The organism is Salipaludibacillus sp. HK11, assembly GCF_047795645.1.
Lineage (GTDB): Bacteria > Bacillota > Bacilli > Bacillales > Salisediminibacteriaceae > Salipaludibacillus.
In genome coordinates this window covers 1,728,994-1,743,554 of record NZ_CP181045.1, presented here as the reverse complement: position 1 = coordinate 1,743,554, position 14,561 = coordinate 1,728,994, and the positions used below count along the sequence as shown (strand labels likewise).

Here is a 14,561-nt window from a genome sequence, read left to right as displayed (position 1 = left end):
AAATTCTTCAGTCAATCAGTGGTTGAAATAAAGGGATGCTATTTTCAACGTTATTATTTTATTATTATTTCGCACAATTATAATAATTACAGGAAAGAGGCGTAATTCGTTGTAATTGTAAAATACTATCGACTATATTCCGTATAACAAAGTAAATTTAGCTAATATGCTACTTTTTGACAACGATTTCAGATAGAAATTTACTTCGTAAACCGATATATTATATTTGTTGCTTAAAATCCATGAGTAACATACGTCTCCATGCATCCGGAACCTGTCAGACACTTGTGGAAAAATCGAAGAATTCACTGAAGAAAATATTTATTTACTCGCGACTCAGTCAATAAACTAAGAACTTCAGCAGAAGATATCAAAAGTAACAAAGATATAAAAGGAGGTGGAAAAATGGACACTTTCAAACGTTTAAAAGATTTTTATTGGCCTTATAAACGCTTTTTCTTTTTGTCCATTATATTTTTATTAGCTGTTACAGCATTTACAGTAGCTTATCCAGTCATTTTACAAGTGACAATTGACCATGTTGTGTTAGGTGAGAACTTTCAGCTAGTACCATATGTGGCTATAGGATTTTTAATAATCACTCTACTGAAATCCGTTGCTGTATATTATCATCAATACTTAGGTGATTTATTTGGGATTCAGGCTGTTTACGAACTTCGTAACGCCCTGTACAAAAAACTACAATTCTTACCATTCCGCTATTACGATAATGCGCGAACTGGTGATTTGATGTCACGCTTAACAGCGGATGTAGAAGGATTTCGTTTCTTTTTATCCTTTGGTTTTGCTCAATTAATTAACTTAGTAATGCTGGTCGGGTTAAGTATGGGAATTATGTTTTACTACAGTCCATCTTTGGCCATCGTTACATTGGCAGCAATGCCATTTCTTGTAGTTACTGTGTACAAATTTGATAAGGAAGTTCATCCAGCATTTACACGTATTCGTAAATCATTAGCTAGTATGACGACGAAAGCACAAGAAAACATTAGTGGGATGAACACGGTAAAATCGTTATCAAAAGAAGGTTATGAGATAGGTAGATTTGATGCTACAAATAATGATTATAAAGACAAATTTATTCACACTTCTAATATATGGGCTCGCTACTTTCCTTTAATGGAATTAATTGGACATATTTGTGTTGTTGTCTTGTTGGGTTACGGTGGTTGGCTAGTAATTAATGGTACAATTCAGCCTGGTGTTCTCGTTGCGTTTTTTAGCTTAATTTGGTTCATTATCAATCCATTGATGAATCTAGGGTTTATCGTCAATACTTTCTCTCAAGCAAAAGCTTCAGGAGAAAGGCTTATCCAAGTTCTTGATGAACGCGAAGACATTTTCGATGGAGAAGATGCGATTGAAAAGAGTCAACTTGATGGGCATGTTGTGTTTGAGAATGTAAGCCACAGTTATGACGAGGACGAGGATCTCGCACTAAATAATATTTCTTTTGAAGCCAAACCTGGTAAAACAGTTGGTCTCATTGGAGCTACAGGATCGGGAAAAACATCGATTACTCAACTTATTACGCGTTTTTATGAGCCTGAAAGAGGTAAAATTACGATTGATGGAAGAACAATTTCTGACTATTCATTAAAAACGATTCGAAAAAATACAGGTGTTGTGCTACAAGAATCTTTTCTTTTCTCATCTTCAGTAAAAGATAATATTTCCTATGGTGCTCCTGAGAAGACATTGGATCAAATTATAGATGCGGCCAAACGAGCCGATGCCCATGAGTTTATTATGGATTTACCGAAAGGCTACGATACAGTATTAGGTGAACGTGGTGGTGGATTATCTGGTGGACAGAAACAAAGAATTGCGATTGCAAGAGCGATTTGTATAAATCCAAGTATTCTTATACTTGATGATGCAACAAGTGCCGTTGATATGGAAACAGAAGCTAAAATTCAAGCGGCATTTCGTGAAGTGATGCAAGGAAGGACGACATTCATTATTGCTCATAGAATTTCATCTCTAATGCATGCTGACGAAATTCTTGTTCTTGAAGAAGGGAAAATTGTTGAACAAGGAACTCACAAAGAGCTTCTACAAAACAGTGATGGACAATACCGTCGGATCTATGATATTCAATTCCAAGACCGAAATCAATTTTTAGAAGAAGCAAAATGAGGGGGTGAACAATATGACGAAAGAGGAAAAACGTGCAAAGAACCAATACGAAAATGAGACGGAATCTCGCACATTAAAAAGATTCCATTACTCGATGGATCAAGCAATAGAAAAGCCGTTTAATTGGATGCAGATGACCCGTTTATTTGCTTATATGAAACCTTACGCAACAAATATTTTGCCGATTGCGATCCTTGGAATGATCTTGTCGACTGCAGTTCGACTTTTGGCTCCTATTTTGATTGGTAGTTACATTTTAGATAGAATTATGGAAACTGGTGACATGAATTTTTTAATGCTTATGGTTTTAGTCATCACCTTACTTTATGTGATTTCATGGATAGGAAATACGTTACGAATAAAATACATGAATAAATTGGGTCAACTTGTCATATTTGATTTAAGAAAAGGATTGTTTAATCATATTCAACGGCTTTCGCACCGATTTTTTGACCAGCGATCTGCAGGTTCGATACTCGTTCGTATTACAAACGACGTAAATAGCTTACAAGATTTATTTACAAATGGTGTCATCAATTTATTAATGGATATGATTATGCTGATTGGGATTATTGTTATGTTGTTTATTATTAGTCCTGAATTAACGTTAGCGATTATGATCGTTCTACCGTTGATGTTCTTTTTATCGACAAAACTTAGAAGAAAAATCCGCCGTTCTTGGCAGGATGTTCGGATTAAGCAATCAATGATTAACTCTCACTTAAATGAAAGCATTCAAGGTATTCGTGTGACACAATCTTATACGCAGGAAAAAGAGAACATTGGTTTTTTTAATCAAATGAATGAAGGAAACTTTCAAGCCTGGAGAAATGCAACAAAGAAGAGCGCAATGTTCCGACCAATGGTAGAAATGAGTGGTGCCATTGGTACGGCTATCCTCCTTTGGTATGGTGTTTATTTAATTCAAGTTGAGTCACTATCGATTGGAGCTTTCTTTGCCTTTTCTCTATATGTTGGAATGTTCTGGGAACCAATTTCTCGCTTAGGACAAATGTATAATCAACTGCTTGTCGGTATGGCTTCATCTGAACGAATTTTCGAATTCCTTGATGAACAACCGTCTGTTCCAGAAAAAACGAAAGCTAAAACGTTAAATGAAGTTCATGGCCATATTCAATTTGAAAATGTTGAATTCGCTTATGATTCAGATCGAATAGCGCTAAATCAGATTGATTTAGAAATGAAACCGGGTCAGACGGTCGCTTTAGTCGGTCATACAGGAAGCGGAAAATCGACGATTGTTAGTTTAATTAGTCGGTTCTATGATCCAACGAAAGGTCGAGTACTTCTCGATGGGAATGACCTAAGAGATATTCGTCTTGATAGTCTGCGTGAAAAGGTAAGTATCGTGCTTCAAGATACGTTTATCTTTTCAGGGACGATTCTCGATAATATCCGATTTGGTCGGCCAGATGCAAGTAAGGAAGAGATTATTGAGGCTGCCCAAACGGTAGGCGCAGATAAGTTCATTACTCAGTTAAACAACGGTTATGAAACGGAAGTGGAAGAACGTGGAAATATTCTTTCAGTTGGAGAAAGGCAGCTTATTTCTTTCGCTAGAGCGTTGTTAGCTGATCCTAAAATTTTGATTTTAGATGAAGCAACGGCGTCAATTGATACAGAAACAGAACAATTGATCCAACGTGCGTTGAAAAAGTTGCTTCATGGTCGAACAGCGATTATGATTGCTCATCGATTGTCGACGATTCGTGAAGCCGATAATATCATTGTTTTGGAAAATGGCAATATTTTAGAACAAGGTAATCATCAAGAATTAATTGATCAACGTGGAGAGTACTACGGCCTTGTGAAATCTCAATTTAAAGTATTAGATGCAGGGTGAGAAGAATGAAGCTAGGTTTGTAGAGTTCTTTCAATCACTTTTAGTTAGTTTAGAAGCTGTCCTCAAAATGATCATTTGGGGGATAGCTTCTTTTGGTTGATGAGATGTAATTCTGGAGCTGGAAGCGGAAGAGGAGCCTTGTGCAGTATAGAAGAATCATTTCAACAATAAATTAGTGAACTTAAAAAAGGATCGAATTTGAGCATCGCTCTCATTCGATCCTTTTATCTATTTCTTTGCGTTTAGTTCAAGTTGCCGGATAATGTTAGGATCGGGATTTACAAACACTGTCGTTTGATTGTCATAAGTAACAAACCCAGGTTTTGCTCCATTAGGTTTCTTGACGTACCGCACGAGTGTGTAATCAACTGGCACTTGACCAGACATGCGACTTTTACTGAAATAAGCGGATAAATTAGCAGCTTCAAGTAACGTCTGTTCAGAAAAATCTTGATCTCGAATAATGACATGAGAACCAGGAATATCCTTAGTGTGAAGCCATGTATCGTCTTGTCGAGCAAGACGATTCGTCAAGTATTCATTTTGCTTGTTGTTTTTACCAACATAAAGGTCAACGCCTTCAGATGAAACATATCTCTCAACAGTAGGCTTACTTGGCTTTTTCTTTTTTTTCTTATTTTTATCGGCTTTCTTTTTTAAATAACCACCGTTTTCTAACTCTTCACGTATATCTGCTAGATCCCTCGTTGTTGCGATTTCAACCTGCTGAATCAACGTATCGAAATAATCCATTTCTCTCTCAGCATCAGCAATTTGTTTTTTTACAAAGGCCACAGAATTTTTAAGTTTATGGTATTTTTTGAAAAATTGCTGTGCATTTTCTGAGATAGATTTTTGCTGATTGAGTGGGATTGTTATTTCATTTTGATCTGGATCGTAATAATCTACGACAGTTAATTCTTTTTGACCTGGAGAAGCTAGATGCATGTGAGCTGTTAGTAGCTCTCCATATTTTTGCTGTTTCTTAGCTTTGTCTGCATCTTTCAAGGTATTTTCTAACTTGCCTATTTTCTTTTTGTTTTTTGAATACTCATTTCTCAAAAAACGTTCTAAATCATGGGCTCTTTGTTTGACGCGATCTCGTTCAGCTTTGTCAACATAGTAACGGTCTAACATTTCATGAACAGAGTCAAAGTGCTGGCGTTCTCCTTCAAGATGATTCAAAGGAATCACGGAGAAAGCATCTTTTGCCGAACCTGTAATCATAAAAGGATAGTAATCTCCACTTTGCACTGGTTCAAGCACCTTTAAAAATGAAGGTGGTAATGTCTCTCGATTGCTAAACTTTGCTTGAAATAGAATTTCCTTAATTACTTGAGGAGAAAGCCCGCTAAAGGTATCTCTCATTTGTTGGTCCATTTTCCCTTTATTAAAATCTAAGTTTTTTAATAATAAATCCTCGTCCATTTTCAAAGGATTTAATTTATCCATGTGAGGAGGTTCTTTATAAAATTGACCAGGTAAGACAGTTCGGTGCTGAGATTGAGCAGGTGAGATATGTTTGATACTATCTAATATGAGATCATTCTCTTTGTCGACAAAGAGAATGTTACTATGTCTTCCCATCAGCTCAAGAATTAATTTTTTGTAAGAAACATCCCCTAATTCATTTCGGCCTTTAAAAGAAAAAGTGACAATTCTTTCTAACCCATCTTGTTCAATGCTCTCTAAAATACTTCCTTCAAGATGTTTTCTTAATACCATGCAAAACATCGGGGGCTCTTGAGGGTTATCAAACTTAATATTTGTTAAATGAAAACGTGCAAATGACGGGTTAACAGAGAAAAATAATGAATGATTTTTTCCATTCGCTCTAACTGTCAACATCAGGTCTGTTGGAAAGGGCTGGTGAATTTTAGCTATTCTACCACTTACAATAGTTTGTTTTAAATCATCGGTGACCGCTCGTGTAACAATGCCATCAAAAGACATCGGGACACCTCCTTTTTATATTCTTGAAGAATCATTTTATGTTCCCTGTACATTATAGCAAACACAGAGGTTCTGACAAATAAAAAGCTGTATTGTACTTTAAAATATGTGATAATCTGGTCATAATTCAGCTAAATATGCTAGCCCCCCTTGTTGTATTCGTCAAAATTGTTTAGAATATAGATTGTGGATGTGATAGAAATGATAATGAGTATGACAGGATATGGACGATCTTCAAAGGAAAATCACAATTGTCAGCTTACAGTGGAAATGAAGGCAGTAAATCATCGTTTTTGCGAAATTAATATACGGATGCCAAGACAATTATTTTTTTTAGAAGATCGGATAAAAAAGATAATTACATATTATGTGAAACGTGGTAAAGTCGACGTGTTTTTAAACGTACATGACGAAGGTGTCGTAAAAAGGGCATTGTCCGTTGATTGGGATCTCTTTGATCAGTATCACAAAATATATAATCAAATGTCAGAAAAAGTGAGTAATCCAGTTGCAATGCCAATTGATCAGTTACTTCTTCATGAGGAGATTGTAACTGTTAACGAGGCAGATGAGGTTTCAGAAGAACTTGAAAATATGGTGGAAGCGGCAGTGGAAGCGGCTACCTTACAATTAGTCGAGATGAGAAATGCTGAAGGTAAGGCGCTTCGGAAAGATATGATTCAGCGACTCAACTACTTAAATGGAGCTTTAGAAGGTCTGCGTAAGTTTGCCCCTCAAGTGCAACAAGAACATCGAGACCGGCTTCTGAAAAAGGTAGAGGAATTTATTGATGGAACGGTGGAAGTGGACTCTTCGCGAATATTAACGGAAGTTGCTGTATTTGCGGATAAATCAGATATTGAAGAGGAATTAACAAGAATTGATAGTCATGTAAGGCAATTCTTAGAAATCTTAAATGATGCAACTGTCGTAGGACGAAAACTAGATTTTCTTGTCCAAGAATTAAACAGGGAAACAAATACGATTGGTTCTAAGGCTAGTCATATTGAAATCAGCCAAATTGTCGTGAATGTAAAAGCAGAGTTAGAGAAAATTCGCGAGCAAGTTCAAAACATAGAATAGTTCATTTATTAGAGCTAAATAAAGATTGAGAAATTGGCTAACATCATTTTTGGCGTGAGCCAGTAACTTATAAATTGTATTTTAAAATTGTAATTATAGATAGGAGAATGAAATTGGATATTAAGTTAATTAACATAGGTTTTGGAAATATCGTATCTGCGAATCGAGTGATTTCGATTGTGAGCCCTGAATCGGCTCCTATTAAACGGATTATTTCTGATGCAAGAGAGAGAAATATGTTGGTAGATGCTACATATGGTCGGCGAACGAGGGCCGTTATTATTGCTGATAGCGATCATGTTATTTTATCGGCAGTACAACCTGAAACGGTTGCACAACGGGTCATCACGAGCAAAGAGGATGCAACGGAAGAATAAAATGATGTCAGATCCTTTATCGTTTAATGAAGTTAACCTTTCCTAAAATGTAAATAACATGATAAACTAAATTGATAAATGATTGTTGGAGGTTTGTATGAAAAGAGAAAAAGGTCTGTTAATTGTTCTGTCGGGCCCTTCAGGGGTTGGGAAGGGAACGGTTTGTGGTGCACTAAGAAAACACGATACTCATATTCAATATTCTGTTTCCGCTACGACGCGACTACCTCGTAAAGGTGAACAAGATGGGCTAAGTTATTTCTTTAAGTCAAAAGAAGAATTTGAAAGAATGATTCGTGAGAACGAATTATTAGAATATGCTCAATATGTTGATAATTTTTACGGAACACCTAGAAACTATGTTGAAGATACATTGGCTATTGGACACGATGTCATATTGGAAATTGAAGTCCAGGGTGCTCTACAAGTAAAAAAAACCTTTCCTGAGGCAGTATTTATTTTTCTCATGCCACCAAGCATCAAAGAGTTGAGAAATCGTATTGAAGGACGAGGAACTGAATCAAAAGATCTGATTGATAGCAGAATGACAATTGCCAAAGATGAGATTGATCTTATGGATAAATATGATTATGTTGTAGAAAATGACGAAGTCGAATTAGCAGTAGAACGAATAAAATCTATCGTAACTGCCGAGAATTGCAAAAAGGAACGTTTAATACATCTTTATAAACAACTTGTTGAGGAGTAGTGATATCATGCTAGACCCATCTATTGATTCGTTAATGACAAAAATTAATTCAAAATACACATTAGTAACGGTGTCTGCACATAGAGCAAGACAACTTAGAGAGAACCCGAGTTTATTTCATAAAATAAGTACGTCAAAATCGGTAAACTATGTTGGTAAAGCGCTTGAAGAGATTGATTCGGAAAGATTAACATATAAAATCCACGAAGAAGAAGAAACAACCTGATTAATAGGTTGTTTTTCTTTTGTCTTTTTGCTCAATTTTCGGTATCGTATAATTAGAAATATATAAAGGTACGCAATCATTTTTATATCCTGTGGAAATCAGCAATGAACGATAACGGTATTAGACGAAAAATGAAAACGCCTGTTCAAAATCATTATTGATGAACAGAGAAATAAATTACGTTTATTGTAATCGGAGGCGAAAGTGATGGAGAGAGAAAAGCGAATTTTATTATGTGTTACAGGAGGGATTGCTGTTTTCAAAGCAGCAGCTTTAACGAGCAAACTTGTTCAGCAAGGATATAAAGTAAAGGTAATTATGACTGAATCAGCTAAAGAATTTGTTACTCCGCTTACCTTCCAGGCTCTTTCGAGAGATCATGTTTATATGGATACTTTTACAGAGCCCAATCCTGAAAAAATAGCTCATATTGATATTGCCGATTGGGCCGATCTTGTTGTGATTGCTCCAGCGACGGCAAATATTATTGGGAAACTAGCGAATGGAATTGCTGATGATATGATGACAACAACATTATTAGCGGCGACTGCTCCGATTATGATAGCTCCTGCGATGAATGTTCACATGTATGATCACCCTGCTGTTAGAAAGAATATGGAGACGTTACGCCAATTTGGGTATACCTATATTGAACCAAACGAAGGTTATTTAGCTTGTGGTTATACTGGAAAAGGACGCATGGCTGAACCAGAAGATTTATTATCGATGGTTGATCATCATTTTATTCGGCAAGAAAATCCCCTTTGGTACGGAAAAAAAGTTCTTGTAACTGCTGGACCGACACAAGAAGAGATTGATCCTGTCAGGTTCTTCTCCAACCGGTCATCCGGAAAAATGGGCTATGCGATTGCGGAAATAGCAGCTGCAAGAGGGGCAACGGTTACTCTAGTGAGTGGACCTAGTGCATTAACTGAACCACACGGGGTAGAGTTAATTTCGGTTAGAACTGCTGAAGAAATGTACAAAGCCGTTGATTCACGATTCGCTGGAACGGATGTAGTCATTAAAGCCGCAGCCGTTGCTGATTACCGGCCGAAACATTCACATACAAATAAGATGAAAAAAACAGATGTTGATATTTCTATAGAAATGGAACGAACAACGGATATCCTCAAATCTTTAGGAGAAAAAAAAGAAAAGCAAATATTGGTTGGTTTTGCGGCAGAGTCTGAAAATATAGCAGAAAATGCTAGGAAAAAAATTCGCACGAAAAACTTGGATTTAATCGCAGCAAATTCGATAACTAGCGATGGGGTAGGTTTTCAAGTTGATACGAATGAATTAATGCTCTATGATGCAAATGGACAAGAGTACCTCATTCCACTTACGACAAAAAAGCAGGCTGCTGAGTATTTGTTAGATGCGATTAACCCCCTTATGGAGGAAAAGTAATGATAGCAAAAGTTATCGTCGATGTGGCAGTTAATCAAACGGATCGACTATTTGATTACCTTGTTCCACCAGAATATGAGGAAACGATCGTTCCTGGTGTTCGCGTAAATGTGTCATTTGGACCACGAAAAGTGCAAGGATTTGTTGTGGAGACAGGGAACGATACCGATTACGACGCAACAAAACTGAAGCCTTTAGCAGAATTAATTGATTTATATCCTCCTTTAACTAAGGAACTGATTGATTTATCTATATGGATGAAAGACGACACATTATCGTTTCACATATCTGTGTTGAAGTCGATGTTACCAGCGGCGATGAGGGCTAAATATCAAAAGAAACTATCCGTAAAATCTATCGATGAATTTGATTTACTTCCGATGCGACTGCAACACCTATTTAAAGAGAAGAAGCAAATAGAAAACTGGGATGAATGGCGAAAGACTGCCACTGAAGAAGATAAGAAACAAGTGATGAAAGCGGTAAGAGACAATTTGATACTTGTTACGCCTGTTGTAACAACCAAAGATAAGAAAAAGACGCAGGTTATGATTTCGACTCCGTTAACAGACAATGAATTAGGGGAAGCATCACATCAACTTACACGTGCTGAAAAACAAAAACAGGTAATTGAGTTTTTCCGCACTAGTCTGCAACGCCATGAAAAGATCGCTCTCGTGCAACTTTTAGAAAAAGCTAATGTGTCGAGACAATCTATACAAGAATTGGTGAAAAAGCAATTGTTGATTAAAGAAGAAGTCGTGGTAGGCCGCGATCCATTTCAAGGACGTACATTCGAGTCAACAGAACCATTACCTTTAATGGATGAGCAACAACAAGCACTTGATCCGATTGTCTCTTCCATAGAGGAAAAAATGCACGAGACTTTTTTATTGCGTGGTGTGACTGGCAGTGGGAAAACAGAAGTCTACATGCAGGCGATCGATGTTGCGTTACAAAAAGGAAAAGAAGCGATTGTTCTTGTACCGGAAATATCGTTGACTCCGCAAATGGTTACTCGCTTTAAGGGGCGATTTGGATCACGTGTAGCGGTTCTTCATAGTGCTTTATCTAAAGGAGAGAAATATGATGAATGGCTGAAAATTCGTGAAGGTAAAGTAGATGTAGCAGTTGGAGCAAGATCTGCTATTTTTGCTCCGTTTGAAAACTTGGGAATTATCATTATTGATGAAGAACATGAAACGAGTTATAAACAGGAAGAATTACCTAGGTATCATGCGAGACAAGTTGCGATTAAACGAGGTAAATATTATGATTGTCCAGTGATTTTAGGGAGTGCAACTCCGTCATTGGAAAGCTATGCACGCGCCAAGAAAGGTGTTTACCATCTGTTGACTATGGAGCGCCGTGTAAATAACGTTAAGATGCCTGAAGTGTCTTTGATCGATATGAGAGAGGAATTGAGAAAAGGAAACAGATCGATGTTTTCCAATGATTTACTCGAGGCGATTCAGGATCGAAAAGATAAAAATGAGCAAACGGTGTTGTTTCTAAATAGGAGAGGGTATTCAACGTTCATTATGTGTCGAGACTGTGGCTATGTTGCAGAGTGTCCTCATTGTGATATATCTTTAACGTATCATCGGTCGAACCAATCATTGCAATGTCATTATTGCGGACATACGGAAACGATCCCGAGCATATGTCCTGAATGTAGTAGTGATTCGATTCGCTTTTTTGGCACAGGTACTCAAAAAGTAGAAGAAGAACTATTAAAAGTATTTCCTGACATCCGTGTGATTAGGATGGATGTCGATACGACCCGACGAAAAGGATCACATGAGAAATTACTCAACCAGTTTGGAGAAGGAAAAGGAGACATTCTTTTAGGGACACAAATGATTGCGAAAGGGCTTGATTTTCCTAATATTACCCTTGTTGGTGTGTTAGCGGCAGATTCGATGCTCCATTTACCTGATTTCCGTTCTTCTGAGCGAACGTTCCAATTATTGACGCAAGTCAGCGGAAGGGCAGGCAGACATGAAAAGACAGGAGAAGTAATGGTACAAACGTATACCCCAGATCATTATAGTATCTTAGATGTGAAATCTCATGATTTTCTGTCATTTTTTGAAAAAGAGATGGCGATTCGAAAACAAGGGGGCTATCCTCCGTACTATTATTTAGTACTCATTCATGTTAGTTACGAAGAACTAGACCGCGTCGTTTCTGTAACTGAAAAAATTACGGCTTTTCTGAAGAGGGAGCTATCAAAAGAAACAATGGTATATGGTCCTGTTGCATCTTCTATCCCGCGTATAAAGGATAGATATCGGTATCAATGCATGATAAAATATAAAGTTGAGCCTAGTCTGACAAAGTCACTGCAAGAACTTATCCGTACCTACCAAGGGGAGATGGCACGAACAGGTTTAGCAATAAATATTGATACAAATCCATATATGATGCTTTGATAAAAGGGGGTTTATAGAATATGAAAATAGTATTTATGGGAACACCGGATTTTGCAGTTCCAGTATTACATACGTTAGTGAAGGATGGATACGACGTTTCTCTCGTCGTTACTCAACCTGATAGACCTAAAGGAAGAAAGCAAGTCTTGACGCCTCCACCTGTAAAGGTTGCGGCTGAGGCATTAGAGATTCCTGTGTTTCAACCAGAGAAAATAAAGAACGCAACAGAATGGATGAAAGTGAAAGAGATTGATCCTGATTTAATTGTGACAGCTGCTTTTGGTCAGATTTTACCGAAAGAACTTCTTAATATTCCGTCAAAAGGATGTGTCAATGTTCATGCCTCTCTTCTACCAAAATACAGGGGCGGAGCGCCAATTCACCAATCGGTTATTGATGGAGAAAAAGAGACAGGAATTACGATAATGTATATGGTTGAAAAGCTAGATGCTGGAGATATTATCGCTCAAAAAGCGATCCCTATCTTACAAGAAGATACAGCAGGGACGATGCATGATAAATTAAGTGAATTAGGGGCTCAACTTCTTCAGGAGACGATTCCATTGATTGAGGCTGGAGATATCCAAGCGATTGCACAGGATCCACAGCTAGTGACATTTGCACCTAACATAAAAAAAGAACAAGAACTGATCGATTGGAATAAAAGTGCGACAGAAATTTCCAATCAAGTTCGTGGTTTAAATCCTTGGCCAGTTGCTTTTACACTTGTCGAGGAAAAACGCTTTAAAATATGGGGAACGTACGTTTATTCTATATCGACGAATCATGAACCAGGAACGGTGATTGAATTGCTAGATGACGCGATCTTAGTCGCTTGTGGTAAAGGGACTGTGCTTGCATTAACAAATGTGCAACCATCTGGAAAAAAACCGATGGATGTATCAATATTTTTAAGAGGTGCAGGAAGTACATGGAGTAGTGGAATGAGGTTAGGAAAGCATGATGATGAGTAAACAGAAGCAGCAAGGTAATGTACGAGAAGCGGCATTAGATGTTTTATTGAAAATAGAAAAAAATCAAGCCTATAGTAACTTGCTCCTTAATGACACAATTAAGAAAATGACTGTATCAGCAATAGATGTTCCTCTATTAACCGAGGTAGTTTATGGAACGATTCAACAGCAAAAAAAAATAGATTTTTATCTTGAAGCTTTTTCTAAAAAGCCATTAAATAAACTTGAAACATGGGTTCATATACTGCTTCGTTTATCTGTATACCAACTTGTCTTTTTAGAACGAATTCCAGATCATGCAGCGATTAATGAAGCTGTCGAAATTGCTAAAAAACGTGGCCACAAAGGCATCTCAGGAATGGTGAACGGTATTCTTAGGTCGATGTTACGAAGTGATCTTCCGAGTACTGAAACAATTGAAGATGCAAGGGAGAGGCTTGCAGTGGAAACAAGTCATCCTGAATGGCTCATAAATAGATGGGCCGATCAATTTGGATTGGATAAGGCAAAGGAAATTGCGATAGCGAATTTAACGCCTCCGATCCACTCTGTTCGTGTAAATACTACACTGGTGTCAAAACAAAAAGTAATTGACTCTCTTATAGAAGAGGGCTTTGAAGTGGAAGAAAGTGCAAATGTTGAAGAAAGCTTACACGTGAAACGAGGTTCGATCGTTAAAACGAAGGCATTTCAGCAAGGCTGGTTGTCGATTCAAGATGAAGGGTCTATGCTTGTTTCCCACGTTCTAGCTCCTGAACCAGGGGAAAAAATCCTTGATGCTTGCGGGGCACCAGGAGGAAAATCGACTCATATTGCGGAACGTATGAATAATAAAGGAGAACTCAAGAGCGTCGATATTCACGGTCATAAGGTGAAATTGATCATGGATCAGCAAGAGAGGTTAAAATTATCTATCATTGAGGGTGACGTCTCGGATGCTCGGAAATTATCTGAAAAATACAGTGCTGAGACTTTTGATCGAATTTTAGTTGATGCTCCTTGTTCAGGTCTTGGTGTTATCCAACGAAAGCCTGATTTAAAATGGTCCAAGCGTGAGAGTGATATTCAGAGGTTGTCAGTGATTCAAAAAGAGATTATTCAATCTATTTGGCCACTTCTAAAAAAAGGTGGACGGCTCGTTTACAGTACATGTACGATCGATTCTGTTGAAAATGAAGGTGTTATTACGACATTTGTAGAAAATCATGATGACGCATCTTTTGATGAAGGATTTAAAGAGAGGTTGCCGAAAGTTATGAGAGAATCTCCTAATAATGCTATTGGAAGGATTCAATTATTTCCTGGAGAGTTTGACACAGATGGATTTTTCATATCGTCTGTGATGAAACATAAATGATCACTTGGAT

The 14,561-nt window shown here is 37.4% G+C and carries 11 protein-coding genes; 10 read left to right on the top strand and 1 reads right to left on the bottom strand.

The window, feature by feature from the left end:
- The first annotated feature begins 405 nt into the window (after positions 1-405).
- On the top strand, positions 406-2,160 hold the full coding sequence (locus ACM26V_RS08605; RefSeq protein ID WP_416151010.1) for an ABC transporter ATP-binding protein: 1,755 nt from the start codon (positions 406-408) through the stop codon (positions 2,158-2,160).
- 13 nt (positions 2,161-2,173) lie between these two features.
- Positions 2,174-4,024 carry an ABC transporter ATP-binding protein gene (locus ACM26V_RS08600; RefSeq protein WP_416151009.1) on the top strand — a complete coding sequence of 617 codons (1,851 nt, stop codon included), beginning with the start codon at positions 2,174-2,176 and terminating at the stop codon, positions 4,022-4,024.
- A gap of 228 nt (positions 4,025-4,252) precedes the next feature.
- On the opposite strand, the gene ACM26V_RS08595 is transcribed toward ACM26V_RS08600, so the two are convergent.
- Positions 4,253-5,977, bottom strand: a complete 1,725-nt coding sequence (locus ACM26V_RS08595; RefSeq protein WP_416151008.1) for an Rqc2 family fibronectin-binding protein — start codon at positions 5,975-5,977, stop codon at positions 4,253-4,255.
- A 213-nt stretch (positions 5,978-6,190) separates the two neighbouring features.
- Between ACM26V_RS08595 and ACM26V_RS08590 the strand changes: the two genes are divergently transcribed.
- From ACM26V_RS08590 to rsmB, 8 genes are all read left to right on the top strand, one after another.
- Positions 6,191-7,060: a YicC/YloC family endoribonuclease gene (locus ACM26V_RS08590; RefSeq protein WP_416151007.1), complete on the top strand. Its 870-nt coding sequence runs from the start codon at positions 6,191-6,193 to the stop codon at positions 7,058-7,060.
- A gap of 113 nt (positions 7,061-7,173) precedes the next feature.
- Positions 7,174-7,437: an extracellular matrix/biofilm regulator RemA gene (remA, locus tag ACM26V_RS08585; protein WP_416151006.1), complete on the top strand. Its 264-nt coding sequence runs from the start codon at positions 7,174-7,176 to the stop codon at positions 7,435-7,437.
- Positions 7,438-7,534: 97 nt separating this feature from the next.
- Entirely contained in the window at positions 7,535-8,146 is a 612-nt protein-coding gene (gene gmk, locus ACM26V_RS08580) for a guanylate kinase (protein WP_416151005.1), read from the top strand.
- 7 nt (positions 8,147-8,153) lie between these two features.
- On the top strand, positions 8,154-8,372 hold the full coding sequence (gene rpoZ, locus ACM26V_RS08575) for a DNA-directed RNA polymerase subunit omega (RefSeq protein WP_416151004.1): 219 nt from the start codon (positions 8,154-8,156) through the stop codon (positions 8,370-8,372).
- Between the two features lie 207 nt (positions 8,373-8,579).
- A complete protein-coding gene (gene coaBC, locus ACM26V_RS08570) occupies positions 8,580-9,785 on the top strand; it encodes a bifunctional phosphopantothenoylcysteine decarboxylase/phosphopantothenate--cysteine ligase CoaBC (RefSeq protein WP_416151003.1) in 1,206 nt (401 codons plus the stop codon).
- The gene (gene priA, locus ACM26V_RS08565) at positions 9,785-12,220 is read left to right on the top strand and encodes a primosomal protein N' (protein WP_416151002.1); all 2,436 of its coding nucleotides are present in this window, start codon (positions 9,785-9,787) and stop codon (positions 12,218-12,220) included. The genes coaBC and priA overlap by 1 nt, the downstream gene beginning before the upstream one ends.
- A 20-nt stretch (positions 12,221-12,240) precedes the next feature.
- On the top strand, positions 12,241-13,194 hold the full coding sequence (fmt, locus tag ACM26V_RS08560) for a methionyl-tRNA formyltransferase (protein WP_416151001.1): 954 nt from the start codon (positions 12,241-12,243) through the stop codon (positions 13,192-13,194).
- Positions 13,187-14,551: a 16S rRNA (cytosine(967)-C(5))-methyltransferase RsmB gene (gene rsmB, locus ACM26V_RS08555; RefSeq protein ID WP_416151829.1), complete on the top strand. Its 1,365-nt coding sequence runs from the start codon at positions 13,187-13,189 to the stop codon at positions 14,549-14,551. Before fmt ends, rsmB begins: the two co-directional genes overlap by 8 nt.
- Positions 14,552-14,561 lie beyond the last annotated feature (10 nt).

Coding starts and splice junctions, on each gene's coding strand:
- ACM26V_RS08605 (WP_416151010.1), top strand. CDS start 406: ATGGACACTTTCAAACGTTTAAAAGATTTTTATTGGCCTTATAAACGC.
- ACM26V_RS08600 (WP_416151009.1), top strand. CDS start 2,174: ATGACGAAAGAGGAAAAACGTGCAAAGAACCAATACGAAAATGAGACG.
- ACM26V_RS08595 (WP_416151008.1), bottom strand. CDS start 5,977: ATGTCTTTTGATGGCATTGTTACACGAGCGGTCACCGATGATTTAAAA.
- ACM26V_RS08590 (WP_416151007.1), top strand. CDS start 6,191: ATGACAGGATATGGACGATCTTCAAAGGAAAATCACAATTGTCAGCTT.
- gmk (WP_416151005.1), top strand. CDS start 7,535: ATGAAAAGAGAAAAAGGTCTGTTAATTGTTCTGTCGGGCCCTTCAGGG.
- rpoZ (WP_416151004.1), top strand. CDS start 8,154: ATGCTAGACCCATCTATTGATTCGTTAATGACAAAAATTAATTCAAAA.
- coaBC (WP_416151003.1), top strand. CDS start 8,580: ATGGAGAGAGAAAAGCGAATTTTATTATGTGTTACAGGAGGGATTGCT.
- priA (WP_416151002.1), top strand. CDS start 9,785: ATGATAGCAAAAGTTATCGTCGATGTGGCAGTTAATCAAACGGATCGA.
- fmt (WP_416151001.1), top strand. CDS start 12,241: ATGAAAATAGTATTTATGGGAACACCGGATTTTGCAGTTCCAGTATTA.
- rsmB (WP_416151829.1), top strand. CDS start 13,187: ATGAGTAAACAGAAGCAGCAAGGTAATGTACGAGAAGCGGCATTAGAT.